We start from the raw sequence: 23504 nt of genomic DNA, 5'->3' as shown, positions 1-23504 counted from the left end.
CGATGATCAGAAGACAACGGCTGGCGGCGGGAGTCTGCGCTCTGCTCGCCGCCCTGGCGGCCGGGATCGCGTTCCCCGGCGGGGCTGTGGCCGACGAGACGGACCAGACCGCGCCGAAGGTCGAACTCGTCCTGGACGTCAGCGGTTCCATGCGCGCCCGGGACATCGACGGCGGCTCCCGGATGGCCGCGGCGAAGCAGGCGTTCAACGAGGTGCTGGACGCGACCCCGCAGGAGGTCCAGCTCGGCATCCGCACCCTGGGCGCCAACTACCGCGGCAACGACCGCCAGGAGGGCTGCAAGGACACCGCGCAGCTGTATCCGGTCGGCCCGCTGAACCGGACCGACGCGAAGACCGCGGTGGCCACTCTCCAGCCGACCGGCTGGACGCCGATCGGGCCCGCCCTGCTGAAGGCGGCCAACGACCTCGACGGGGGCAGCGGAACCCGCCGTATCGTCCTGATCAGTGACGGTGAGGACACCTGCGCGCCGCTCGACCCGTGCGAGGTGGCCCGGGAGATCGCGGCCAAGGGCATCGGGCTCACCATCGACACCCTCGGTCTGGTGCCGGACGCCAAGACCCGCGACCAGCTCAGCTGTATCGCGGACGCCACCGGCGGCACCTACACCGATGTGCGGCACCGGGAGGAACTGAGCGACCGGGTCAACCAGTTGGTGGACCGGGCCGCCGATCCGGTGGTCACCCCGGTGGCCACCGAGGGCGCGGCCCAGTGCACGGCCGCGCCGACGCTGAAGTCGGGGCTGTACACCGACCGCGAGCAGTTCGGGCAGCAGCGCTGGTACAAGGTCTCCGTCGAGCCGGGCCAGGAGCTGCGCGCCTCGGTGAGCGTGGCCGACGACCGGGCCGTCAACCCCGACTACGGGGTGCTGCTGCGGGCGGTGACGCTGCACGGCCGTGAGATAGTGCGCGGCGAGGCGGCGGGCACCGGCCGTACGGACGTGATCTCCACCGGGCTGCGCTACCCGAAGCCGGAGAGCGACGACGACAACGCGACCGCCGAGACCGTGTGCCTCCAGGTCACCAACTCCTTCTCGGCCGCGTCCGGCGTGAAGACCACGCCGGGTCTGCCGCTGGAGCTGACGGTGGACGTGGTGGACGGCCCGTCGGGCCACCACGACGTGGCCTCCTTCGGGCTCGGCCGCGGCTGGTGGCTGCTCGGCGCACTGGTGCTGTTCGGCTTCCTCGCGGGTCTGCTGTGGGGCTGGCTGTCGCGTTGGCGGGTCGCCGTCTGGAGGACGAACTGATGCGGATCACACGAGCGTTGGGCGCCGCGCTGCTGGCGCTGGGACTGGCCGCGGGTCCGGCCGCCGCCGACTCCCCCTCCCCGTCCCCGAGCGCCTCCGGCGACGGCCAGGCACCCACCCGGGCGGGCACCTCCTTCCGTACGGCCACCGAGATCGAGCAGGGACAGCAGGCCACCGCGTCCGGCTCCACCGGTGACTACCTGTACTGGTCGTTCCCGGCGGACAGCGGTCAGCGGCCGACCGTCAAGGCGACGGTGAAGCTGCCGCAGACGCACGGCACCGAGACCTGGCAGCTCGATGTGTACGACGGGCTGCGGCGCCGCCAGGCCTGCCAGTACGGCGCGTCCACCCGCGCCGCGCAGGGCCCGGGCACGGTGCAGCTGGCCTGTGTGCTGCGTACCGTGCGCGGCTGGTCCGAGGCGTGGGCGAACGACCCGCTGCCCGGCACGTACTACGTCCGGCTGACCGTGGTGGACCTCGGCAACGCCGACCTCGGTCTGCCGGTGAACGCCGAGGTGCGGGTGGACTCCAAGGACATCGGCGGCGCGGCCGCGGTGGACGGCTCGCTGGGCAAGCCGCTGGTCCCCGGGATCGCGGTCGCGTCCAAGGCCGACGGCAAGGGTTCCGGGAAGACCGCGGTGCTGTCCAGCTTCGGCTCCCACGACGGCTGGTCGTCGGGGTGGTGGACCGACCGCTGGGTGTGGACGGGGATCGGCGCCGCGCTGGCGGCACTGGCCGGCATCGGCGGCTACACCCTGACCCGGGGCTCGGGCCGCCCCTCCCGCGTCCCCCCGAACGCCTGACCCGAACGCCCGACCCGACGTCTGATCAGAAGGCCCGCCGCGAGGCGGGCCTTCGCCTTTCCCCGGTCACCCGCGCGCCTCGGGTGCGGGGGCTCAACCGCTGTGCAGCGCCTTGGCGACGGGGCCGGTGCCGGTCACCCGGAGCCGGCCGGTGCGGGCGGCGGCCGTGAGGGTCGTCTCGCCGCGGGCCAGCGCCTCGCAGGTCTCCGCGTCCAGGGTGAGCCGCGCGTCGGGTTCGGCGGGGGCGGGGCCGTCGCCGTACACCGGGCCCTCGTCCGTGCCGAGGCGGAGGTGGAAGGTGCCCTCGTCCAGGCGGACCTCGACGAGGCCCTCGCCCTCCAGGGCGCGCAGCAGCGGCAGGGCGAACCAGTGGGCGCGGACGGCGTCGGTGGGGCGCCGCTCGCCCAGTTCCCGCTCGCCCCAGGTGCCCAGCGCCTGGAGGACCGGCAGCAGCTCACGGCCGCGGGCGGTGAGTTCGTAGACGTAGGCCGCGCCCGGCGGGGGCAGCCGGCGCCGGGTGGCCAGTCCGTCGCGCTCCATGTCCTTCAGCCGGGAGGCGAGTACGTCCGTGCTCACGCCGGGCAGGTCCGCGTGCAGGTCCGTGTAGCGGCGCGGACCCGCCAGCAGCTCCCGGACGATCAGCAGGGTCCAGCGGTCGCCGACCAGGTCGAGCGCACGGGCTGCGGAACAGTACTGGTCGTAGCTTCGGCGTGGTGACATGCGACGCAGTCTAGACAACTTGTTGGACTTTCCAAGCTCGAACTTGGTAAAACCAAGCACCACGAGTTTCCGGAGGGGCGCATGGAGTTCCGGCAGTCGAACAAACTCAGCGAGGTCTGCTACGAGATCCGCGGTCCGGTGATCGAGCACGCGGACGCGCTGGAGAAGGCGGGCCACAGCGTGCTGCGCCTGAACACCGGCAACCCCGCGGCCTTCGGCTTCGAGGCGCCGGAGGAGATCCTCCAGGACATGATCCGGATGCTGCCGCAGGCGCACGGCTACACCGACTCGCGCGGCGTCCTCTCCGCCCGCCGCGCGGTCGCCCAGCGCTACCAGACCCTGGGTCTGGAGGTCGGGGTCGACGACGTCTTCCTCGGCAACGGCGTCTCCGAGCTGGTCTCCATGGCCGTACAGGCGCTGGTCGAGGACGGCGACGAGATCCTCATCCCGGCGCCGGACTTCCCGCTGTGGACGGCCGTCACGACGCTCGCCGGCGGCAAGGCGGTGCACTACCTCTGCGACGAGCAGGCCGACTGGACCCCCGACCTCGCCGACATGGCCGCGAAGATCACGGACCGCACCAAGGCCGTGGTCATCATCAACCCGAACAACCCCACGGGCGCGGTCTACCCGAAGGAGGTCGTGGAGGGCATCCTCGACCTCGCCCGCCGGCACGGCCTGATGGTCTTCGCCGACGAGATCTACGACCAGATCCTGTACGACGACGCCGTCCACCACTCGGCCGCCGCGCTCGCCCCCGACCTGGTCGTGCTCACCTTCTGCGGCCTGTCGAAGACCTACCGGGTGGCCGGCTTCCGCTCCGGCTGGCTGGTGGTGACCGGCCCGCGGCAGCACGCCAAGGACTACCTGGAGGGCCTGACCATGCTGGCCTCCATGCGGCTGTGCGCCAACGCCCCCGCGCAGTACGCCATCCAGGCCGCGCTCGGCGGCCGCCAGTCCATCCGCGAACTGACGCTGCCCGGCGGGCGGTTGCACGAGCAGCGGAACGTGGCCTGGGAGAAGCTCAACGAGATCCCCGGCGTGTCCTGTGTGAAGCCCAAGGGCGCCCTGTACGCCTTCCCGCGCATCGACCCCAAGGTGCACCCGATCCACGACGACGAGAAGTTCGTCCTGGACCTCCTGCTGCGCGAGAAGATCCAGGTGGTCCAGGGCACCGGCTTCAACTGGCCCTCCCCCGACCACTTCCGCATCCTCACCCTGCCGCACGCCGAGGACCTGGAGGCGGCCATCGGCCGGATCGGGCGCTTCCTCGGCGGATACCGGCAGTAGCCCGCCGCCGGTTTCCCTGCGTTCGCGCATCCGTGCGAAGATCGGGCCCGCACGACCGGGGGGCTTCTGCACGGGCAGGCGCCGACAGGTTCCCGGTGCCGCGCCCGACCAGCGCCGCACCGCCGAGCCCCGTTCCCCCCGGACCGGTTGATCAGATCAGGGGGCACCGTTGTTCACGTACCGAATACGCCGGACGTCCGTCGCCGTGCTGTGCGCGGCGGCGCTGACCGGCGCCGCCACCCCGGACGCGCAGGCGGGGACGGCCCCGCCGCCCCGGCCCGGCGCCGGACAGGAGGCCCGGGACGCCGCGCGGTTCTGGACGGCGCAGCGCATGGCGGACGCCGCGCCGCTGGACGGGGGCCGGGCGGCGCCGGGCGGCAGCGGACCCGCGGTCGCGGCGACGGGCCGCCCGCAGGGCACCCCGTTCAAGGGGACCCGCCTGGTGGGCACCTTCTTCGGGTCCGACGGACCGGGCGGCACCACCTGGCACTGCACCGGCAGCGTCATCGACACCACCGCGCGGAACATCGTCCTCACCGCCGCCCACTGCGCGCTGAGCATGAAGGGCGACTACATATTCGTCCCGCAGTTCGTGCAGGGCGCCGGGCCCGACCAGCAGCCGTACGGCATCTTCCACATCCAGCACGTCTACATCGACCCCCGCTATGTGCCCGACAAGGGGTCCACGACCACCAAGAAGGCCGTGTCCGACCTGGACACCGCGTTCGCCCGGGTGTCGGCCAACCAGCGCGGCCAGAGCCTCCAGGACGCGGTGGGCGGCGGCCTCACCTTCACCCGGCCGCGCGGCTACACGCAGAAGAACGTCACCGTCGTCGGCTACCCGTCGTACAGCCACAACAGCGCGGGACGCGCCGTCAAGTGCACCGTGCCGACGACGCAGCTGCCCGGCTACCGGCAGCTCGCCATGGTCTGCGGCGGCTACTACGGCGGGGTGTCCGGCAGCCCCTGGATCACCGACTACCAGGACGACGGCCGCACCGGGCACGTCATCGGCAACCTCGGCGGCTACAACGGCGGCGGCAACGACGCGAACGTCGACTACATCAGCTACGCCCCGGCGTTCGGCGACGCCGCCGCCCAGCTCCTCGCGGACGCGGTGGCCGGCCAGGACCCGCCCGCCGGGCTGCCGGCGTACCACGGGCTGCTGCTGCCCGGCGGCGCGTCCCGCTGGCGCACGGCCTCGCTGATGGCCTCCGCCGACTACACCGGCGACGGCTTCGGCGACGTCCTCGTCGTCTGGTCCGACGGCGGGGTCACCCTGTTCCCCGGGGACGGTCAGGGCGGGTTCGCCGCCGAGCGGCGGCTGGCCAAGGCCAACACCACCTGGACCCACGCCCGGAGCATCACCGGCGGCCTCTTCGGCGCCGGCCGGCCGGGGCTCCTGGTGCGCTGGTCCGACGGCGAGGTCACCCTCTACCCGGATCTCGGCCCCTCCGGGGTGGGCCGGGAGGTGCAGATGGCCAAGCCCAACTCCGACTGGAAGAACGCCGTCCAGCTCACCGCCGGACAGTTCCACGGCGCCAAGGGCGCCACCGACCTGCTGGTCCGCCGGTCCGACGGCAGCCTGGTGCTGTACACCGGGATCCGCTCCGGCTCCTTCGGCACCGGCAAGCGGCTCCTCGGCGCGAACGGCACCTGGACCAAGGCCGCGCTGCTGAGCGGCGGTGCCTTCGGCGGCCGGGCCGGCGCCGATGTGCTCGTCCGCTGGACCGACGGCTCGCTCGACAGCTACGCCGGGGTCTCGGCCGCCGGGCTCGGCACCCGGACCCGGCTGCGCGGCCCCAACACCACCTGGCAGCACGCCCAGGTGATGGCCGCCGGCGACCTCACCTCCGACCACACCGGCAACGACCTGCTCGTGCGCTGGTCCGACGGCGAGACCACGCTGTACGCGGAGACCGGCGCCACGTCGCTCGGCACGGAGAACACGCTGGTCGCGCCGCCGAGCAGCTGACCGGCCACCGACCACATCGACGCCACCGAAGGGGGAACCATGCGAGCGACGACCCGGCTGACCGGCGCCCTCACCGCACTCACCACCGGCCTGGTGCTGACGGCCTGCGGGACGAGCGCCACGGTCTCGACCACGCCGAGCACCACCCTGACCGCCGAGCCGGCCACGCCCCTGCGGGCGTGCCGGACCACCGCGCTGACCTGGACCCTGACCGTCCTCGGCAGCGCCGGCCCGGGCCGGGCCCGGCTGACCGCCGTCAACAAGGGCTCCACCCCCTGTGAGTTCCACGGCTACCCGGCGCTGGAGATCCACAACGGCAAGGCGGACAGCATCGAGGGCGCCGGGCACGGCGCCGGCTGGGCCCTCACCCTGCCCGAGCACGCGCGGCGGACGGTGACCGTCGACCTGCGCTACACGCCCCGCGGGACGAAGGGCGCGGACGACTGGTGCGTACGGCAGAGCGAGGCGGTGGTCCGGGCCCCGCACGACTCCGGCGCGGCCACCGTCCCGGTGACGGACACCCGGCACCGGTCCGCCTCGATCGACGCCTGCGGACAGACCCTGGCCATGGCACCGCCGCGGCTCACCCCGGCCGGCTCCTGACCCCGGCCGCGGCGGCCGCCCGCCGTCCCGGGAATGCCCCGGGTACCGGCCCGTGTTGGTGGACTCCGTGACCGATCACCGACAGGGGGAACAGATGCCGATCGACGTGCACGGGACGGTGGCCGAGGGGTTCGAGGGCGTCCGCGAGGAGTTCGCGGCGGTCCTCGCCGAGCAGCGGGACGACCCGGGGGCCCAGCTCGCGGTGTACTGGCACGGGCGACGCGTGGTGGACCTGTGGGGCGGCGACGGCGTCGACGGGGACACCCTGACCACCCTGTACTCCATCGCCAAGGGCGCCGCCCACCTGGTCGTGGCGCTGCTGGTGCAGGAGGGGGTGCTCGACCTGGACCGCGAAGTCGCCGCCTACTGGCCGGAGTTCGGCGCCGAGGGCAAGGACCGGCTGACCCTCGGGCAGCTGCTGGAGCACCGGGCCGGACTGGTCGGTGACGCCGAACAGCCCTTCTCGATCGAGGAGCTGGCCGACGACCGGCTCGTCGCGGCGCGGCTCGCGGGCCGCCGGCCGCTGTGGGAGCCGGGCACCCAGTGGGGCTACCACGCCTTCGTCATCGGCGCGCTCACGGGCGAGGTGGTGCGCCGGGTGACCGGCCGGACGCTCCAGGAGGTGTACGAGGAGCGGATCCGGGCCCCGTACGGCCTCGACCTGCACCTCGGGCTGCCGGCATGCCTCGAGCCGCGCTGGGCGGAGGTCCAGCCGCTGCGGCCGACCCCACAGGAGGCCGAGCTGCTGAAGGCGCGGGCCATGGCCCCGGACAGCTTCCGGGGCATCGCCTTCAACGCGCACGGGCCCGAGCCGACCGACCTGGTGGCCTTCGGCAACCACCCCCGGGTGCGGGCCCTCGGACCGGCGTCCTCCGGCGTGGTGGGCAACGCGCGCGGGACCGCCGGGCTGTACGCGGCCGCCGTCGACGGGCTGGCCGGCAAGCCGGCGCTGCTCACCCCCGACACCGTGGCCCTGTTCGGCGCGCTGCGCACGCCCGGCGGCCCCGACCTGGTGACCGGCTCCGAGGACCACTTCGCGCTCGGCTTCGAGCATGTCGCCGGGCTCTACCCGCACCTCGGCAAGGGCACCTTCGGGCACAGCGGCGCGACCGGCTCGCTCGGCTTCGCCGACCCGGACAGCGGGATCGCGTACGGCTACACCCGCCGCCGGTTCGCCTTCCCCTCCGGGGTGGGCGCGGCGGTGGAGAACGGCCGTCTGGCGCAGTCCGTCCTGCGGGCCGCGGGGGCCCTGTGACACGGTGCTGACAGGCGAGCGGAAGGGGCGCGGACGTGGGTGACCTCCTTCTCGTCCGGCACGGTGAGACCGAGTGGTCACGGTCCGGACGGCACACCGGCCGGACCGACGTGCCGCTCACCGAGCACGGCCGGGAGGAGGCGCGCCGGCTGGTGCCGCTGGTCCGCTCGCACCGGATCGGCGCCGCGTTCGTCAGCCCGCTGCAACGGGCCCGGGAGACCGCCGAGCTGATCGGCATCCCGGACGCGCGCGTCGACGCCGACCTGTGCGAGTGGGACTACGGCGGGTACGAGGGGGTGACCACCGTGGAGATCCAGCGCGACCGGCCGGGCTGGTTCCTGTTCACGGACGGGGTCGCGCCGGGGCCGCCGGAGCATCCGGGTGAGACACCGGAGCAGGTCGGGGAGCGCGCCGACCGGATGCTCGCCAAGGCCGACGCCGCCCTCGCCAACACGGAGGGGGTCGTGGTGCTGATCGCCCACGGCCACTTCCTGCGGGTGCTCACCGCCCGCCGGCTGGGCCTGCCGCCCGGTCACGGGGCGCTGTTCCAGCTGGCCACGGGGGCGCTGTGCCGTCTGGGCACGGAACACGCCCGCCCGGTGATCGCGGGCTGGAACATCCGTCCGCCCGGCTGACCCGTCGGCCGGCGGTCAGTACACGTCCCGGGCATACCGCTTGTCGGCGGTGAGCTGCTTGACGTAGGTCTCCGCCTCCGCCTCGTCGAGGCCGCCGTGCAGGACGGCGATCTCCCGCAGGGCCCGGTCCACGTCCTTCGCCATGCGGGAGGCGTCGCCGCAGACGTAGAGATGGGCGCCGTCCCGCAGCCAGGACCACAGCAGCGGGCCGTGCTCGCGCATCCGGTCCTGCACATAGATCTTGGTGCGCTGGTCGCGGGAGAAGGCGGTGTCCAGGCGGGTGAGCGTGCCGTCGGCGAGGAAGGCGGCCAGCTCCTGTTCGTAGTAGAAGTCGGTCGCACGGTGCTGCTCGCCGAAGAACAGCCAGTTGGGCGCGCGGTGGCCGCGGGCCCGGCGTTCCTCCAGGAAGCCCAGGAAGGGCGCGATGCCGGTACCGGGGCCCACCATCACCGCCGGTACGGCCGGGTCGGCGGGCGGGCGGAAGTGCGGTGCCCGCTGGACCCGTACCGGCACCGGGGTGTCCGGTGCGGCGTCGGCGAGGAAGGGCGAGCACACACCCTGGCGGGGCCGGCCGGCCGGGTTCTCGTAGCGGACCACGGAGACCGTCACGGACACCCGCTGGGGGTCGGTCAGCGGACTGGAGGATATGGAGTACAGGCGGGGTTGCAGCCGGCCCAGCACGTCCGCCCACTCCTGCGCCCCGGCCCGGATGCCGAACTCGGCGAGGACGTCGACGGCCTGACGTCCCCAGGACCACTTGGCCAGCTCGCCCTTGTTGTCCGGGCGCAGCAGTTTGCGCAGCTCGCGCGGGTCGTGGGCGCGGTCGGCGGCGAAGCGCAGCAGGCCGGGGGTGATCCGGGTGATGTCCAGGTGGCGCAGCAGGGCCTCGGCGAAGGGCAGCTCCCCGACGCCGTCGAGCCGTACGGCCGTAGCGGCGTCCAGACCGGTGACGGCCAGCCACTCGGCCACCGTCTCCGCCCAGTTGACGGGGTGGACGGCCAGCGCGTCCCCGGCCTCGTAGACCAGCGGGGTGTCGCTGTCGCGGGTGTCGAAGGTGAAGCGCCGGACCTCCTTGCCGGCGCCGGGCCGGCTGAGCAGGCGGTTTCCGGTGAGGCGGGCCGTGACCGGGGCGGGCCGGCCGGGCCGGGGTGCCGCGGGGGCGGGGCCGGGCGTGCGGGCCGGGGCGGGGGCCGGTTGCCCGGGGGCGTTCAGCGCGGTGCGTACCCGGTCGAGCCAGGCCTCGGCCGCCGTCTCGTAGTCCGGTTCGCAGTCGGTGCGCGGGACCAGCCGTACCGCGTCCAGCTCCGCCAGCCGCCGGTCCAGGCGGCGGCCGTGCCCGCAGAAGTCGTCGTAGGAGGAGTCGCCGAAGGCCAGCACGGCGTAGCGCCTGCCCCGCAGGCGCGGGGCGTCGGGTGCGGCGAGGGCGTCCCAGAACCCGGCGCCGTTGTCCGGGGCGTCACCGTCGCCGAAGGTGCTGGTGATCAGCAGCAGGTCGGCATCGGCGGGCAGCGCGGCGGGGGCCGTGTCGGCCATGGGCAGGAGGGAGACGGGATGGCCCTCGGCGGTGAGCCGCTCGGCCGCGGCGGCCGCGAACTCCTCGGCGGTGCCGGTCTGCGAGGCCCACAGGATCATCACCTGACGGCGACCGGATCCGTCGCGGGGCTGTGCCGCGCCGATGGGGGCGGGGGCCGGCTCGGCCCTGGAGTACATCCCGGCCAGTACGCCGTTCACCCACAGGGCGTGCTCCGGGCTGAACGGGGCGTCCGGCGGCAGCACCGGGATGCCCGGGGCGCCGGAGGGGATGCCGGCGAGGAAGCCGCTCAGATAGCGGCGTTCGTGCTCGGCGAGCACGGGAGGCGCTGCGGGGTCCAGCCCGAACGCGGTGGCAGCGGGCCCGGCGGAGCGGCCCCCGGGGAGCGCCGGCGCGCCCCCCGCCGGAGTCGTGGCCGCCGGTGCCGTGGCCGCGGGGGTCGTGGCCGCGCGGCTCTTGGCCCCTGGGGTCGTGGCCGCGGTGGCCGCCGGTGCGGGCGTGCGCACCGTCACCGGGGTGCTCACCCTGGTCAGCGACACCGCGCACACCTTTAACTCGGGCTGGTACGACAGCGGGTCGACGGCGTCGCTGGTCACCGCGTTGACGCTCAGGTACTCGCCGAACAGGTCGTTCCAGTGGAAGGGCGCGAAGCAGCAGCCCGGCCTGACCCGGTCGGTGACGAGCGCGGGCAGCACGGCCCGCCCGCGCCGCGAGGCGACCTCCACCGAGTCGCCGTCGGCGAGCCCGAGGGCGGCCGCGTCCCGCGGGTGCACCTCCACGAAGGGGCCGGGGGCGAGCCGGTTCAGCTTGGCGACCCTGGCCGTCTTGGTCAGGGTGTGCCAGTGGTGCTGGAGCCGGCCGGTGTTGAGCAGGTACGGGTAGTCGTCGTCGGGCATCTCCGCGGCCGGCAGATACGGCCGGGCGTGGAAGACCGCCCGGCCGCTCGGGGTGGGGAAGACCGGCGAGCCGTTCTCGTCGAGGTACCGGATCGGATTGCGGTCGGGCCCGTCCGGGGTCGCCGCCGGCCACTGCACCGGGGTCGTCCGCAGCCGCTCGTAGCTCACTCCGCGCAGGTCCCAGCCGGTCGCCGGGTTCCAGGCCCGCTTGATCTCCTCGAAGATCTCCTCGGCGCTGTCGTACGCGAACCCCTTCTCGTAGCCCATGGCGCGGGCCACGGCGGCGATCAGGCGCCAGTCCGCCATGGCCTCGCCGGGCGGATCGGCGGCCGGGCGGGCGAGGGTGAGAGTGCGCTCGCTGTTGACCAGCACGCCCTCGGTCTCGGTCCACAGCGCGCCGGGCAGTACGACGTCGGCGTAGGCGTTCGTCTCCGTCTCGGCGAACACGTCCTGGGTGACGACGAACTCGGCGGCCTCCAGGCCCTCGATGACCGTCTTGCGGTTGGCGACGGAGGCGACCGGGTTGGTGCAGATGATCCAGCACGCCTTGATGTCGCCGTCGGCCATCTGCCGGAACATCTCGACCGTGCCCCGGCCGACACCGTCGGCGCGCAGGGCACCCGGCTCCAGCTCCCACAGCTGTTCGACGAAGGCCCGGTCGGCGTCGACGAGCACCGAGCGCTGTCCGGGCAGGCCCGGTCCCATGTAGCCCATCTCCCGGCCGCCCATGGCATTGGGCTGGCCGGTGAGGGAGAACGGCCCGCTGCCCGGGCGGCAGATCGCGCCGGTGGCGAGGTGCAGGTTGACCAGTGCGTTGGTGTTCCAGGTGCCGTGCGTGGACTGGTTGAGGCCCATCGTCCAGCAGCTCGTCCACTCCTTCGCCTCGCCGATCAGCCGGGCCGCCTCCCGCAGGTCCGCCTCCGGGACGCCGGTGATCTGGGCGACGGTGGCGGGCGGGTAGTCGGCGAGGAAGGCGGGCATCTCCTCCCAGCCCTCGGTGTGCGCGGCGATGAACTCGGGGTCGGTGCGGCCCTCGGCGTGCAGCAGGTGCAGCAGGCCGTTGAGCAGGGCCAGGTCGGTGCCCGGGGCGATCTGGAGGAACAGGTCGGCCTTGTCGGCGGTGGCGGTGCGCCGCGGGTCGACGACGATCAGCCGGGCGCCGGCCGACTTCACCCGCTCCATGATCCGCAGGAAGAGGACGGGGTGGCAGTCGGCCATGTTGGAGCCGATGACGAGGAAGACGTCCGCCGCGTCGAGGTCCTGGTAGGAGCCGGGCGGCCCGTCCGCGCCCAGGGACAGCTTGTAGCCGGTGCCGGCGCTGGCCATGCACAGCCGGGAGTTGGACTCGATGCGGTTGGTCCGGATGAACCCCTTGGCCAGCTTGTTCGCCAGGTACTGCGCCTCCAGGCTCAGCTGCCCGGAGACATAGAGGGCGACGGCGTCGGGGCCGTGCTCGTCGACGATCCGGCGCAGCCGGCGGCCGGTCTCGGCGACGGCGTCCGCCACCGGCGCGGGCCGGGGTTCCTCGCCGCGGTCCCGCCGGACCAGGGCGGTGGTCAGCCGGCCGGGGGCGGCGAGCAGGTCGGCCGTGGTCGCGCCCTTGGTGCACAGCCGGCCGAAGTTCGCGGGGTGCTCCTTGTCGCCGCTCGCCTTCAGGACCGTACGGCGCCCCTCGGGTCCGGTGCCGACGTCGAGGACCAGCCCGCAGCCCACCCCGCAGTACGAGCAGACGGTGCGCACCTTCGTCGTGCCCTCGTTCCCCGAGCCCGGCGCAGCCACCGGCGCCTCCCTTCGCTGTGCTCTGTCCGAACCCACCTCCGGAATCGTACGAACCGCTCATTACACGGGTGTCTCCCGGCCCGATCACCAGGGGTTAATCCCACCGCACAGATCCGGCCGGAGGGATGTGAGCACCGGCCCGGGGGCGGCGGGCCTGCGGTGCCTGCCCCGGCTCAGCGCCAGCGTCCGCAGGACGGCGCGCCGTCCACGTCCCGCCAGCAGAGCCGGTAGGCGCGGTCGGCGCTCACCATCGCGGTACGGGCGCCGAACCGGGGCTGCGTGACGGCCGTGCAGGAGGGGCCGTTCCTGAAGCTCGATCCGGAACTCCCAGCCGTCGGCCTTCTCCGCCTTCGCCCAAACGGCGTGGCACTTCGCCGAGGAGCGGAGCCAGGCGACCGGATGCTTCTGGCTGTCGGGGTGCACAGCGCTCTTCGGCACGTCCTTGGCGTCGGCGCCGCACCCCTGCGCCTGGGCGTCCTTGCCCGTGCACGTGTTGCCGCGGCGGTCGCCGCTCCTGCCCTCTGCATGGCGCGGTCCTCCGGCGCCGCAATCACCGACCGGCCCGTGTTCACCGGAAAGGAGTGCACACGGGAGCTTGACGGGGGCGGGCGTTGTCAGAGGGCGGTCGTACGCTGCGGAGGGAGGGGTCGTCCGGGGGGCGGCCCGCCGGGAAGGAGTGTGCCGTGACCCGACCGCCGAGCGCCGCGCAGCGGCGTGTGATCGAGGCCGCCGATCCGGTCACCGGCCGGCTGCGCGGGACCCCCGCCCAGCTCGCGGCGCTGGTGCGGCACGGGCTCGCGTTCCGGCATCCGCGGCCGCCGCACGACCACTTCCTCACCCCCGCCGGGCACCGGATACGCGAACCGGCGCCCGCGGCCACGCCGGAACCCGCGCCGGATGCCGGGGTGTTCGCGGCGCGGGTCGGCGATGCGCGGCAGGACCCGGTGTCCGGCCCGGAGCGGCAGCGGGAGGTGCACAGCGCCTGGCAGGGGCTGCTGGAGCTGCGCCGGATGACCAACCCGGACGGTGCCGTCGACCGGCCCTGCGGCTGGGAGCGGGCGCATCTGGTCCGGGCCGCCGCGCTCGCTCTGGAGGCGGCCGGGCACCACCCGGCGGACCGGTCGGCGGACGGGTACCGGGTGCGCGCCACCCCGCAGCCGGAGGCGGTCGCCGTGTACGCGCCGGACGCCGGGACGCTGGCGGCCTGTGCGGCCACGCTGGAGCGGGCGGGCTGGCAGTCGGGCGAGTACACCGAGCCGCGGACCCGGGCCCGCTATCTGCTGGCCTCGCCGCGCCGGGTGTGACGGGCGTGTCAGGATCGGAGGCGGCCGTCGCGTCGTCCACGCGATGCCGTACCCGAAAAGCCGTACACACCAGGGGTGTTCGTGAGTGAACCGTTTGCCGTGCGGGTGACCGTCCGCGGCTACGAGACCGATGTGCAGGGCCATCTCAACCAGGCGGTGTACCTCAACTACGCGGAGCACGCCCGCTGGTCGCTGCTCCAGGCCGCCGGGATCACCCAGGCCGAGCTGATCGGCACCGGGGTGGGTCCGGTGGCACTGGAGACGACGATCCGCTACCTGCGGGAGCTGCGCGCCGGTGAAGAGGCCGACGTGACCTGCGCGTTCCAGTGGGGCGGCGGAAAGACCTTCCGGGTCGTGCAGGAGATCCGCAAGGCCGACGGCACGCTCGCGGCGGAGGTCACAGGGGTCGGCGGGCTGCTGGACCTGAAGGAGCGCAGGCTGGTCGCCGATCCCGGCAGGGTGTTCCGGGAACTGGCCGCCGATCCCGCCCTGTTCGGGCTGCCGTCATGACGCGTCCGGGCCGGAGTCCCCATGGGTCGGTACGGCGATCTGGTTGAAGCCGTAGTACACGGCGAGCAGGCCGTGGGCGGCCAGCGTCAGGGGCGCCGAGACGAAGGAGAGCGCCACGGTGAGCGGGTAGCCGAGGGAGCCCAGCGCGAAGCGGGCGCGGGTGGCACGGGCGGCCGCCGTGTCCACGCGGGCGTCGAAGAGGTGGCCGGTACGGGTCAGATGCCACCACAGGGCCTGGAAGGCGAGGGCCATCAGGACCATCACCAGGCTGTACACGGCGGCGGCGGTGTGCGCGGCCCGGGCGCCCTCGCGCAGATACTCCGCGAGCAGCGCCGTCGGCCAGGGCACCACGGCCACCACCATCAGCACCAGCAGGTTCAGGAACATCAGCGTGCGGTCGACGCGGGTGACATAGCTGAAGACCTGATGGTGGTTGACCCACATGATGCCGATGACCAGGAAGCTCACCACATAGGCGGCGTAGGAGGGCCACTGGGCCCCGAGCGCCTGCCACAGGCCGCCGTGTTCGCCGGTCCTGGGCACCTTGATGTCGAGGACGAGGAGCGTGATGGCGATGGCGAACACCCCGTCGCTGAAGGCCTCGACCCGGCCGGATTCGTTCATGGCCCCAGCGTGCCCCACGGCGGGCGGGACCATGGTCGTTTCACCTGGTCCCGCCCGCCGTCGTCGTGATCCGTGCGCGGAATCTCAGTGCGCGGCGGCGATCTCCTCGCCCGCCTCCATCGGATGGGTGACGTCCTGCGCCTCACGCCCTCTGCCGAGGTGGTTGAAGAGGAGGTTGAGGACCACGGCCATGACACAGCCCGTGGAGATGCCGGAGTCCAGGACGATCTTCGCGGTCTGCGGGAAGGAGTGGTAGAACTCCGGCGCGGTGATCGGGATGATGCCGACCGCGAGGGACACGGCGACGATGAGGACGTTGTTGTCCTTGTCGAGGCCGGCCCGGACCAGCGTCTGGATGCCGCTCGCGGCGACCGAGCCGAACAGCACGACGCCGGCGCCGCCGAGGACCGGGCGGGGTACGACCGCGATCAGCGAGGCGGCCATGGGGCACAGGCCCATCAGGACCAGGAAGCCGCCGCCGGTGGCGACGACGTACCGGCTGCGGATCCGGGTCATCGCGACGAGCCCGATGTTCTGCGCGAAGGCGCTGCACATGAAGCCGTTGAACAGCGGGCTGAGCGCGGAGCCGAGGGTGTCGGCGCGCAGGCCGGCCGCGATGGTCTTCTCGTCGGCCGGGCGTTCCACGATCTCACCGAGGGCGAGCATGTCGGCGGTGGACTCGGTCATGGAGACCACCATCACCACGCACAGGGAGAGGATCGCGGCGAGGTGGAACTGCGGGGTGCCGTAGTGGAAGGGGGTGGGGAAGCCCACCACGTCGGCCTTCACCACCGGGGAGAAGTCGGTGACGCCGAACGGTATCGCGATGAGGGTGCCGGCGATCAGGCCGAGCAGGACGGCGATCTGCTTGACGAAGCCACGGGTGAAGCGGCGCAGCAGCAGCACGATGGCCAGGGTGATCCCGGCGAGGGTGAGATAGGTGGTCGAGCCGTAGTCGTCGGCGGCCGGGTTGGGACCCTGGGCCCAGCCGAAGGCGACCGGGAGGAGGGACACCCCGATCAGGGTGATGACCGACCCGGTGACGACCGGCGGGAAGAAGCGGACGGCCTTGCTGAAGAAGGGCGCGGCGATGAAGCCGAGCAGGCCGGCGACCATCACCGCGCCGAAGATGACCGGCAGCGCGTCGGACTTGTCCTTGGCGGAGGCGACGACCGCGGTCATGGGGGCGACACCGGCGAAGGTGACGCCGTTGACGAACGGCAGCCGGGCGCCGATCTTCCAGATGCCGAGGGTCTGGAGAAAGGTGGCGAGGCCCGCGGTGAACAGGCAGGCGCCGGTGAGGAAGGTCAGCTCGGTCGCGGACAGGCCCACGGCCGCGCCCACGATCAGGGGTGGGGCGACGACCCCGGCGTACATGGCGGCCACGTGCTGTAGGCCGGTGGTCGCCATTTTCAGGGCGGGGAGTTTCTCGTCAACAGGATGGGCGGCCACGGCGGCTCCTCCGGGCGGGTAACACGTTCGTCGACGACGACGTGGGTTTCTGGGAGGTGGTGCGGTGCGGTGTGCGGACCGTGACGGAGCGTGAGGGGGGTGAGCGGGGAGTGAGCGGTGACCGTTCCGGGGCGCGTGCGTCCACACGCGCCCCGGAGACGGCTGCCATGGATCCCGCTCGGATCCACGGCTCCGGCCGGGAGCCGTCCCTCTCGGCCGGAGTTCTGGGGAGTGCCGCGCCGGATCAGGCCTGGGCGGCGATGCGGGCGAGGCGCTGGGCCTCCTCGCGGGTGGAGCGGGCGATGGCCTCCTCGTCGACGGCGACCAGGCGGCCGTTGTCCACGATCTGCCGGCCATTGACGAAGGACGCGGTGACCGGGGCCGCCGCGCCGAAGACCAGCGCGGTCACCGGGTCGGCGATGGAGGAGTGGGCGAGCGTGTCCATCTTCCACAGCACCACGTCGGCCAGCTTGCCCGGCTCCAGCGAGCCGATCTGGTCCGCGCGGCCGAGCACCTGGGCGCCGCCGTGGGTGCCGAGCCGCAGCGCCTGACGGGCGTTGAGGGCGGCCTCGCGGTGCGCGCCGAGGCGGTTGATCAGCAGGGCGTTGCGCAGCTCGGTGTGGAGTTCGCCGGACTCGTTGGAGGCGGTGCCGTCCACGCCGAGGCCGACCGGGACGCCGGCCCTGAGCATGTCGGGGACGCGGGCGATACCGGCGGCGAGGCGGGCGTTGGAGGACGGGCAGTGGGCGACGCCGGTCTTCGTGCGGGCGAAGGCGGCGATGTCGGAGTCGTTCATGTGGACGCAGTGCGCCATCCACACGTCCTCACCGAGCCAGCCGGTGGACTCGAAGTAGTCGGTCGGGCCCATGCCGAACAGCTCGTGGCAGAACTTCTCCTCCTCCACGGTCTCCGAGCCGTGGGTGTGCAGCCGTACGCCGAGGCTGCGGGCCAGCTCGGCGCCCTGGCGCAGGAGTTCGGTGGAGACGGAGAAGGGCGAGCAGGGCGCCACGGCCACCTGGGTCATGGCGTCGAAGGAAGCGTCGTGGTGCTTGCGCACGGTCTCCTCGGTCGCGGCGAGCGCGCCCTCGAGGGTCTCGACGGCGAAGTCCGGCGGCAGGCCGCCGTCCTTCTCGCTGCGGTCCATCGAGCCGCGGGCCAGGGTGAAGCGGACGCCCATCTCGGCGGCGGCGCGGATGATCGAGCCGGACAGGTCGCCGGAGCCGTGCGGGAACACGTAGTGGTGGTCCATGGCGGTGGTGACACCGCCGCGGGCCATCATCGCGAGGGACCCCTGCGCGGCCGCGTACGTCATCTGCTCGTCGATGCGCGCCCAGGTGGGGTAGAGCGCGACGAGCCAGTTGAACAGGTTGTGGTCGGTGGCCAGGCCGCGGGTGATCCACTGGTAGAAGTGGTGGTGGGTGTTGACCAGACCGGGCGTGGCCAGATGGCCGCTCGCGTCGATCCGGCGCACCACGTTCTCCAGGCCCTGGGGGGCCTGGCCAGCGCCGAGCGACTCGATCCGGTTGCCGGCCAGGACCAGGTACCCGGAGGCGTACTCCGTGTCGCCCGCGTCCACGGTCGCGATTGCGCAGTTCTCGATGACGATGCGCTGGGCTGCCGATGGTGCCATCGTGCTTCCTTGTCTTTCAGTGGCGGACCCGTGGACAGGAGGACGAAGGGTCCACGGGAAGGGCACGGCAGGACCCTAGGAGGATTTGAGTGCCGCAGCCGGGTGGCGGCTCCGGGTGCCGAGATGATGGAAGAACAGATTGAGCAGGACCGCGACGAGCGCGCCGGCGCTGATGCCGGAGCCGAGCACGGTCTGCGCCCAGGCCGGGAAGCCGGCGTAGAAGGTCGGTGCGGCCAGCGGGATGATGCCGGCGCCGAGTGCGACCGCGACCAGGATGATGTTGGAGCTGTCGTCCAGGCCCGCCTCGGACAGCGTACGGATACCGCTGACGGCGATCGAGCCGAACAGGACGATGCCCGCGCCGCCGAGGACCGGCAGGGGAACCAGGGAGACGACCGCGCCGAGCACCGGGAAGGCGCCGAGGACCAGCAGGGTGCCGCCGGCGACGGCGACGACATAGCGGCTGCGCACCCGGGTGAGCGAGACGACGCCGACGTTCTGGGCGAAGGCGGAGGTGGGGAAGCCGCCGAAGACGGGGCCGAGCAGGGTGGCGATGCCGTCGGTGCGCAGGCCGCGGGTGATGGTCCGGGCGTCGGTGCGGCGCTCGCAGATCTCGCCGAGGGCGAGCATCCCGGCGCTGGACTCGGTCATCAGCACCAGCATCACGATGCACAGCGACAGGATCGCCGCGGGCTGGAACTCGGGGGTGCCGAAGGCGAAGGGCGCGGGCAGCGCGGCGACGGGGGCGGACTCCAGGGCCCCGAAGTCGGCCATGCCGAACGGGATGGCGGCCAGGGTGCCGACGAGCAGTCCGCACAGCAGGGCGACCTGCTTGACGAAGCCGCGGCCGAAGCGCTGGATCAGCAGGATCACCGCGAGGGTGAATCCGGCGAGCGCGAGGTGCCGCATGGAGCCGAAGTCGGGGGCGTTCTTGTCGCCGCCCTGCGCCCAGCTCACCGGGACCGGCATCAGGGTGACCCCGATCAGGGTGATGACCACGCCGGTGACCAGGGGCGGGAAGAAGCGGAGCAGCCGGCCGAAGAAGGGGCCGACGGCGAGGCAGAAGACACCGGCGACCATGACCGCGCCGTAGATGGCGGGGAGCTGGTGGCCCGGGGAGTTGGTCTCGGCGATCGCGAGGATCGGCGCGATACCGGCCGAGGAGGCGGCGTTGACGAAGGGCAGCCGGTTGCCGACGAGGCCCTTGACGCCGAGGGTCTGGAGGAGGGTCGCGACGCCCGCGATGAGCAGGCTCGCGGCGATCAGCCGGGTGCGGGCCGCGAGGTCGAGTCCGCAGGCCTGGCCGATGATGAGCGGAGGAGTGACAACGCCTGCGTACATGGCGGCGATGTGCTGGAGCGCGGCGGGGACGAGCCGCGAGAGGTGGAGCTTCTCGTCCACCGGGTGCACGGACGTGACGGCGTCCTCGGTGTGCACCGGCGGGGTGGAACACGGGGCTGTGTCGGCCCCCTGCGCAGGCTGTGCCATTTCGTTCCCTCCGGTGTGGCGCGCCCCCGGCCCGGGTGGGCGGGGCCGGGGGCGCGCGTCCCGCGTCAGAGGTTGGTCATGTCGACCGGGATACGGGGCTCGACGCCGTCCCGCAGGACCGTGGCCTCGATGAGGCCGTAGGGGCGGTCGGCGGCGAAGTAGACCTCGTTGTCGTTCTTGAGACCGAAGGGCTCGAGGTCGACGAGGAAGTGGTGCTTGTTCGGCAGCGAGAAGCGGACCTCGTCGATCTCGCCGCGGTTGTTGATGATGCGCGAGCCCATCTGGTACAGCGTCTGCTGGAGGGAGAGGGAGTAGGTCTCGGCGAAGGCGTGCAGCATGTGCTTCTTGACCTGCTCGTAGGACTTCTCCCAGTTGGGCATCTTCTGCTCGTCGTCGGTCCAGTTGAACCGCCACCGGGCCGAGACCGACGTGGCCAGGATGCGGTCGTAGGCCTCCTGGAGCGTCGTGTACTTGTCCTTGATGTAGCCCCAGAACTCGGAGTTGGTCGAGTTCATCACCGTCAGGTCCTTCAGACCGGAGATGACCTCGAACTTCTCACCGTCGTAGGTGATCTGGGTGACGCGGGTCTCCTGGCCCTTGCGCACGAAGGAGTGCTTGACCTCGTCCGCGCCGATGAACCGGGAGTTGGCGTCCGAGGTCTCGATCCGCTCCCAGGCGTACTCCTCGATGCGGATGCGCGCGCGGTGGATCACCTCCTGCGAGGTGACGAAGTGGCGGGCCAGGTGGATGCCGAACTGCTCGGCGGACTCGATGCCGTGTTCCTTGGCCTTGGCGAACACCGTGTTCTTGGTGGTGTCGGTGGGCAGGACGTGGGCGTTGGAGCCGGAGTAGTGGACGTCGTCCATGTCGCCGCTCAGGGCGACCGAGACGTTGAGGTCCTTGATGTGGTGGGTGGCGCCGTCCCGCGTGATCTTTACGACTCGGTTCTCGGCCTTGCCGTACTGGTTCTGTCCCAGAATGGTGGGCATTTAGCTAGCTCCCTCGGTAAACGGAGTAGCCGAACGGGTTGAGCAGCAGCGGTACGTGGTAGTGCTCGCCCGGTACGACGGCGAACGTGATCGCCACCTCCGGGAAGAACACAGCCGGTCCGCTGTCCCGAGTCGCGGGGGCGTCCTGCTGCGCATCGGCTTGCTTCTTCGCAGATCTCTCTTCGAAATACGACTCGACGGCGAAGTCGAGCCGTACGTGTGTGGTCCCTTCCGGCAGCGCCGGCAGGTCCTTGCACCGGCCGTCGGCGTCGGTCGCGGAGCCGCCGAGCGCCTGCCAGTCCGCCGCGGGGCCCGAGCGGGCGGAGAGCCGGACGGCGACGCCCTCGGCGGGGCGGCCCACGGAGGTGTCCAGGATGTGGGTGGACACGGAGGCGGTGGTGCTGGTGCTCATGGTGTCAGGCGTCCTCTTCGACGAGTCGGGCCAGGCGGATGCGGTTGATCTTGCCCAGCTCGGTGCGGACGATCTCCCGCTCCTGCTCCGGCGCGTTGCCGATCCGCTCCCTGACCGCGTCCCGCATCTGCTCGCCGGTCCGGCCGGTGGCGCAGATGAGGAAGACGTGGCCGAACTTCTCCTGGTAGGCCAGGTTCAGCTCGAGCATCTCGGCCTTCAGCTCCTCACCGGCGCCGGCCATGCCGCTCTGTTCGCGGGCGGAGGTCGGGTCGCCGGGCTTGGGGCGGCCGATGGGCGGGTGCCCCGCCATCGCCTCCGCCAGGTCGGCCGCGGTCAGCTCGGCCATGGCGGCGTCGCTGGCGGCGTAGAGGGCGTCGGTGGTGGCGTAGGGGCGGCCGGCGAGCAGTCGCCGGATCCACGCGGTGGAGGCGCACGCCTCGTGGAGGGCGGCGTGCGCCGCCGGCTCCTCCAGGTCGTTGAACCGGGCCAGGCCCGGGGGCGTGGAAGTCGTCGTCACGGGAGCCTCCGTGGCCGGAAACGGCCGTCGTGCTTCAGCGGGCTGCCGATAGCTAACGCCCCCGGAAACGCCACGTCAACACTTTGTTGAAAATTCCGCGTAACAACCGGGCCCGTGCGTCACCGGGGGCGAGAACGCCCCCGAGGGACCCGGGGAAGCACGGGCTCGCCCCGGCAAAGTGGCTACGCGCCCTTCTCCCGGTTGAGGTAGTTGTAGACCGTGAAGCGGCTCACCCCGAGCGCGCTCGCCACGGTCTCGACGCCGTGCCGTACCGCGAAGGCACCCCGGGCCTCCAGCGTACGGACGATCTCCTGCTTGGCCTTGCGGTCCAGGTCGGCCAGCGGCCGGCCCCGCCTGCGCTCCATGGCGGCGAGGATGTGGTCGAGGGAGTCGGCGAGCTGGGGCAGGCGTACGGCGACGACGTCGACGCCTTCCCAGCCGAGGACGACATCCTCGGGGCCGGCCTCGTCGGGCGGGAGCATCTCTCCGCCCATCGCGTCGACCAGCGGTTTCACGGCCGCGATGAAGGGCTCGTCCGCGCTCATCTATCGCCCTCCCCGGCGTCGCCGCCCACCACGTTGACCTGGAGCGAGATCCGGGTGGCGCCGGCCTCCAGGCTCTTGCGCAACAACGCGTCCACGGCCGTCAGGACGCGGTCGGCGCCGCCCTCGGCCGTGTTGCCGAACGGGCCGACGTCGACGGCGTCCAGCCCGGCCGTCTCGATGACCTCGCGCGCCGCCAGGGCGTGCGCGGGGGCCTCGTCCAGGTCGAAGGGTTCGGTCGTGAACTCCACTCTCAATCGCACGCGCACAACCTAACGCGCGGCAGGGGTTTTCGGGCCGCCCGGCGAGGACCGGCGATGGGGGCCCCTTGACAAGCCACGACACCCGACGGCAATCTTCCATTAAGCAGAAACGAACTTCCGTAATGCGGAAACACGACCACGGAAGGGAGCGCGGCCCCCGATGGGATTCGCAGACCAGCGCTTCAACGTCAACCTGTCGATCCTCTTCACGGAACTCCCGCTCCTGGAGCGTCCCGCGGCCGCCGCCGCGGCGGGCTTCACCGCGGTCGAGCTGTGGTGGCCCTGGGTCGACTCCCCCACCCCCGAGCAGTCCGAGCTCGACGCCCTGAAGAAGGCGATCGAGGACGCGGGCGTCCGGCTCACGGGGCTCAACTTCTACGCCGGACAGCTGCCGGGCCCCGACCGCGGCGCCCTGTCGATCCCGGGCGAGGAGTCGGAGAGGTTCCGCGCCAACATCGACGTGGCGGCGGACTTCGCCCAATCCCTCGGCTGCACGGCCCTCAACGCCCTCTACGGCAACCGCGTGGAGGGCGTGGACCCGGCCGAGCAGGACGCGCTCGCCCTGGAGAACCTCGTCCTCGCGGCCCGGGCCGCCGACCGGATCGGCGCGATCGTGCTGATCGAGGCGCTGAACCAGCCCGAGTCGCCGCTCTGCCCGCTGGTGTCGGCGCCGGCCGCGATCGAGGTCGTGGACAAGGTCAACGCGGCGACCGGCCTCGGGAACGCGAAGTTCCTGATGGACCTGTACCACCTGTCCATGAACGGCGAGGACCTCCCCTCGGTCATCGAGCAGTACGCGGCGAAGACCGGGCACGTCCAGATCGCCGACAACCCCGGCCGTGGCGCCCCCGGGACGGGTTCGCTTCCGCTGGAGGAGCTGCTCGACCAGCTGAGCAAGGCCGGTTACGACGGCTGGGTGGGCCTGGAGTACAAGCCGGGCGACCGCCCGAGCGCCGAGGCCTTCGAGTGGCTCCCCCGCGAGGCGCGCGCCGCGCGCTGAACCCCCTGACTTTGCACAGCA

At 72.6% G+C, this 23504-nt stretch carries 22 protein-coding genes; 10 read left to right on the top strand and 12 right to left on the bottom strand.

The window, feature by feature from the left end:
- Positions 1-2: 2 nt before the first annotated feature.
- Together ACWCV9_RS17920 and ACWCV9_RS17915 are read left to right on the top strand one after the other, a co-directional pair.
- Positions 3-1265 carry a VWA domain-containing protein gene (locus ACWCV9_RS17920; RefSeq protein ID WP_450787681.1) on the top strand — a complete coding sequence of 421 codons (1263 nt, stop codon included), beginning with the start codon at positions 3-5 and terminating at the stop codon, positions 1263-1265.
- Positions 1265-2068, top strand: a complete 804-nt coding sequence (locus tag ACWCV9_RS17915) for a hypothetical protein (RefSeq protein ID WP_450787679.1) — start codon at positions 1265-1267, stop codon at positions 2066-2068. The genes ACWCV9_RS17920 and ACWCV9_RS17915 overlap by 1 nt, the downstream gene beginning before the upstream one ends.
- A 93-nt stretch (positions 2069-2161) precedes the next feature.
- Here ACWCV9_RS17915 and ACWCV9_RS17910 read toward each other — a convergent pair whose 3' ends face one another.
- A complete protein-coding gene (locus tag ACWCV9_RS17910; protein ID WP_450787678.1) occupies positions 2162-2788 on the bottom strand; it encodes a winged helix-turn-helix transcriptional regulator in 627 nt (208 codons plus the stop codon).
- 81 nt (positions 2789-2869) lie between these two features.
- Between ACWCV9_RS17910 and ACWCV9_RS17905 the strand changes: the two genes are divergently transcribed.
- From ACWCV9_RS17905 to ACWCV9_RS17885, 5 genes are all read left to right on the top strand, one after another.
- Complete coding sequence (locus tag ACWCV9_RS17905; protein WP_450787676.1) at positions 2870-4078, top strand: pyridoxal phosphate-dependent aminotransferase; 1209 nt, start codon at positions 2870-2872, stop codon at positions 4076-4078.
- Between the two features lie 169 nt (positions 4079-4247).
- The gene (locus ACWCV9_RS17900) at positions 4248-6053 is read left to right on the top strand and encodes a trypsin-like serine protease (protein WP_450787675.1); all 1806 of its coding nucleotides are present in this window, start codon (positions 4248-4250) and stop codon (positions 6051-6053) included.
- A gap of 39 nt (positions 6054-6092) precedes the next feature.
- Complete coding sequence (locus ACWCV9_RS17895) at positions 6093-6656, top strand: DUF4232 domain-containing protein (RefSeq protein ID WP_450787674.1); 564 nt, start codon at positions 6093-6095, stop codon at positions 6654-6656.
- A 94-nt stretch (positions 6657-6750) separates the two neighbouring features.
- Positions 6751-7911 (top strand): serine hydrolase domain-containing protein, encoded by a 1161-nt coding sequence (locus ACWCV9_RS17890; RefSeq protein ID WP_450787673.1) that lies wholly within the window; start codon positions 6751-6753, stop codon positions 7909-7911.
- A 35-nt stretch (positions 7912-7946) separates the two neighbouring features.
- Positions 7947-8546 (top strand): histidine phosphatase family protein, encoded by a 600-nt coding sequence (locus ACWCV9_RS17885; RefSeq protein ID WP_450787671.1) that lies wholly within the window; start codon positions 7947-7949, stop codon positions 8544-8546.
- Positions 8547-8561: 15 nt separating this feature from the next.
- On the opposite strand, the gene ACWCV9_RS17880 is transcribed toward ACWCV9_RS17885, so the two are convergent.
- Together ACWCV9_RS17880 and ACWCV9_RS17875 are read right to left on the bottom strand one after the other, a co-directional pair.
- Positions 8562-12752: a molybdopterin-dependent oxidoreductase gene (locus ACWCV9_RS17880; protein ID WP_450787669.1), complete on the bottom strand. Its 4191-nt coding sequence runs from the start codon at positions 12750-12752 to the stop codon at positions 8562-8564.
- Positions 12753-12836: 84 nt separating this feature from the next.
- Positions 12837-13370: a DUF2690 domain-containing protein gene (locus tag ACWCV9_RS17875; RefSeq protein WP_450787706.1), complete on the bottom strand. Its 534-nt coding sequence runs from the start codon at positions 13368-13370 to the stop codon at positions 12837-12839.
- A gap of 65 nt (positions 13371-13435) precedes the next feature.
- Between ACWCV9_RS17875 and ACWCV9_RS17870 the strand changes: the two genes are divergently transcribed.
- Both ACWCV9_RS17870 and ACWCV9_RS17865 read left to right on the top strand, forming a co-directional pair.
- Entirely contained in the window at positions 13436-14056 is a 621-nt protein-coding gene (locus tag ACWCV9_RS17870; protein WP_450787668.1) for a hypothetical protein, read from the top strand.
- 81 nt (positions 14057-14137) lie between these two features.
- Positions 14138-14566 carry an acyl-CoA thioesterase gene (locus ACWCV9_RS17865; protein ID WP_385840806.1) on the top strand — a complete coding sequence of 143 codons (429 nt, stop codon included), beginning with the start codon at positions 14138-14140 and terminating at the stop codon, positions 14564-14566.
- On the opposite strand, the gene ACWCV9_RS17860 is transcribed toward ACWCV9_RS17865, so the two are convergent.
- The 9 genes from ACWCV9_RS17860 to ACWCV9_RS17820 form a co-directional block, all read right to left on the bottom strand.
- Positions 14561-15190: a TMEM175 family protein gene (locus ACWCV9_RS17860; protein ID WP_450787666.1), complete on the bottom strand. Its 630-nt coding sequence runs from the start codon at positions 15188-15190 to the stop codon at positions 14561-14563. The two genes, ACWCV9_RS17865 and ACWCV9_RS17860, sit on opposite strands and share 6 nt — an antisense overlap.
- Positions 15191-15274: 84 nt before the next feature.
- On the bottom strand, positions 15275-16642 hold the full coding sequence (locus tag ACWCV9_RS17855) for a nucleobase:cation symporter-2 family protein (protein ID WP_450787664.1): 1368 nt from the start codon (positions 16640-16642) through the stop codon (positions 15275-15277).
- A 244-nt stretch (positions 16643-16886) separates the two neighbouring features.
- Positions 16887-18272 (bottom strand): 8-oxoguanine deaminase, encoded by a 1386-nt coding sequence (locus ACWCV9_RS17850; RefSeq protein WP_385840803.1) that lies wholly within the window; start codon positions 18270-18272, stop codon positions 16887-16889.
- 75 nt (positions 18273-18347) lie between these two features.
- Positions 18348-19760 carry a nucleobase:cation symporter-2 family protein gene (locus ACWCV9_RS17845; protein ID WP_450787662.1) on the bottom strand — a complete coding sequence of 471 codons (1413 nt, stop codon included), beginning with the start codon at positions 19758-19760 and terminating at the stop codon, positions 18348-18350.
- Between the two features lie 65 nt (positions 19761-19825).
- Positions 19826-20749 (bottom strand): factor-independent urate hydroxylase, encoded by a 924-nt coding sequence (gene pucL / locus ACWCV9_RS17840; protein WP_450787660.1) that lies wholly within the window; start codon positions 20747-20749, stop codon positions 19826-19828.
- A 4-nt stretch (positions 20750-20753) separates the two neighbouring features.
- Entirely contained in the window at positions 20754-21161 is a 408-nt protein-coding gene (uraH, locus tag ACWCV9_RS17835; RefSeq protein ID WP_450787658.1) for a hydroxyisourate hydrolase, read from the bottom strand.
- A gap of 4 nt (positions 21162-21165) precedes the next feature.
- On the bottom strand, positions 21166-21678 hold the full coding sequence (gene uraD / locus ACWCV9_RS17830) for a 2-oxo-4-hydroxy-4-carboxy-5-ureidoimidazoline decarboxylase (RefSeq protein ID WP_450787656.1): 513 nt from the start codon (positions 21676-21678) through the stop codon (positions 21166-21168).
- A 182-nt stretch (positions 21679-21860) separates the two neighbouring features.
- Positions 21861-22223, bottom strand: a complete 363-nt coding sequence (locus tag ACWCV9_RS17825; protein WP_450787655.1) for a helix-turn-helix domain-containing protein — start codon at positions 22221-22223, stop codon at positions 21861-21863.
- Positions 22220-22483, bottom strand: coding sequence for a hypothetical protein (locus ACWCV9_RS17820; protein ID WP_385840797.1), 264 nt, complete (start codon positions 22481-22483; stop codon positions 22220-22222). Before ACWCV9_RS17820 ends, ACWCV9_RS17825 begins: the two co-directional genes overlap by 4 nt.
- 160 nt (positions 22484-22643) lie before the next feature.
- Between ACWCV9_RS17820 and ACWCV9_RS17815 the strand changes: the two genes are divergently transcribed.
- The gene (locus ACWCV9_RS17815) at positions 22644-23483 is read left to right on the top strand and encodes a TIM barrel protein (protein WP_450787653.1); all 840 of its coding nucleotides are present in this window, start codon (positions 22644-22646) and stop codon (positions 23481-23483) included.
- The last annotated feature ends 21 nt before the right edge of the window (positions 23484-23504 follow it).

Source organism: Streptomyces sp. NPDC001606, from assembly GCF_053596835.1.
Note: the sequence above shows the minus strand (reverse complement) of the source record. Positions and strands in the feature narration are given on the sequence as shown.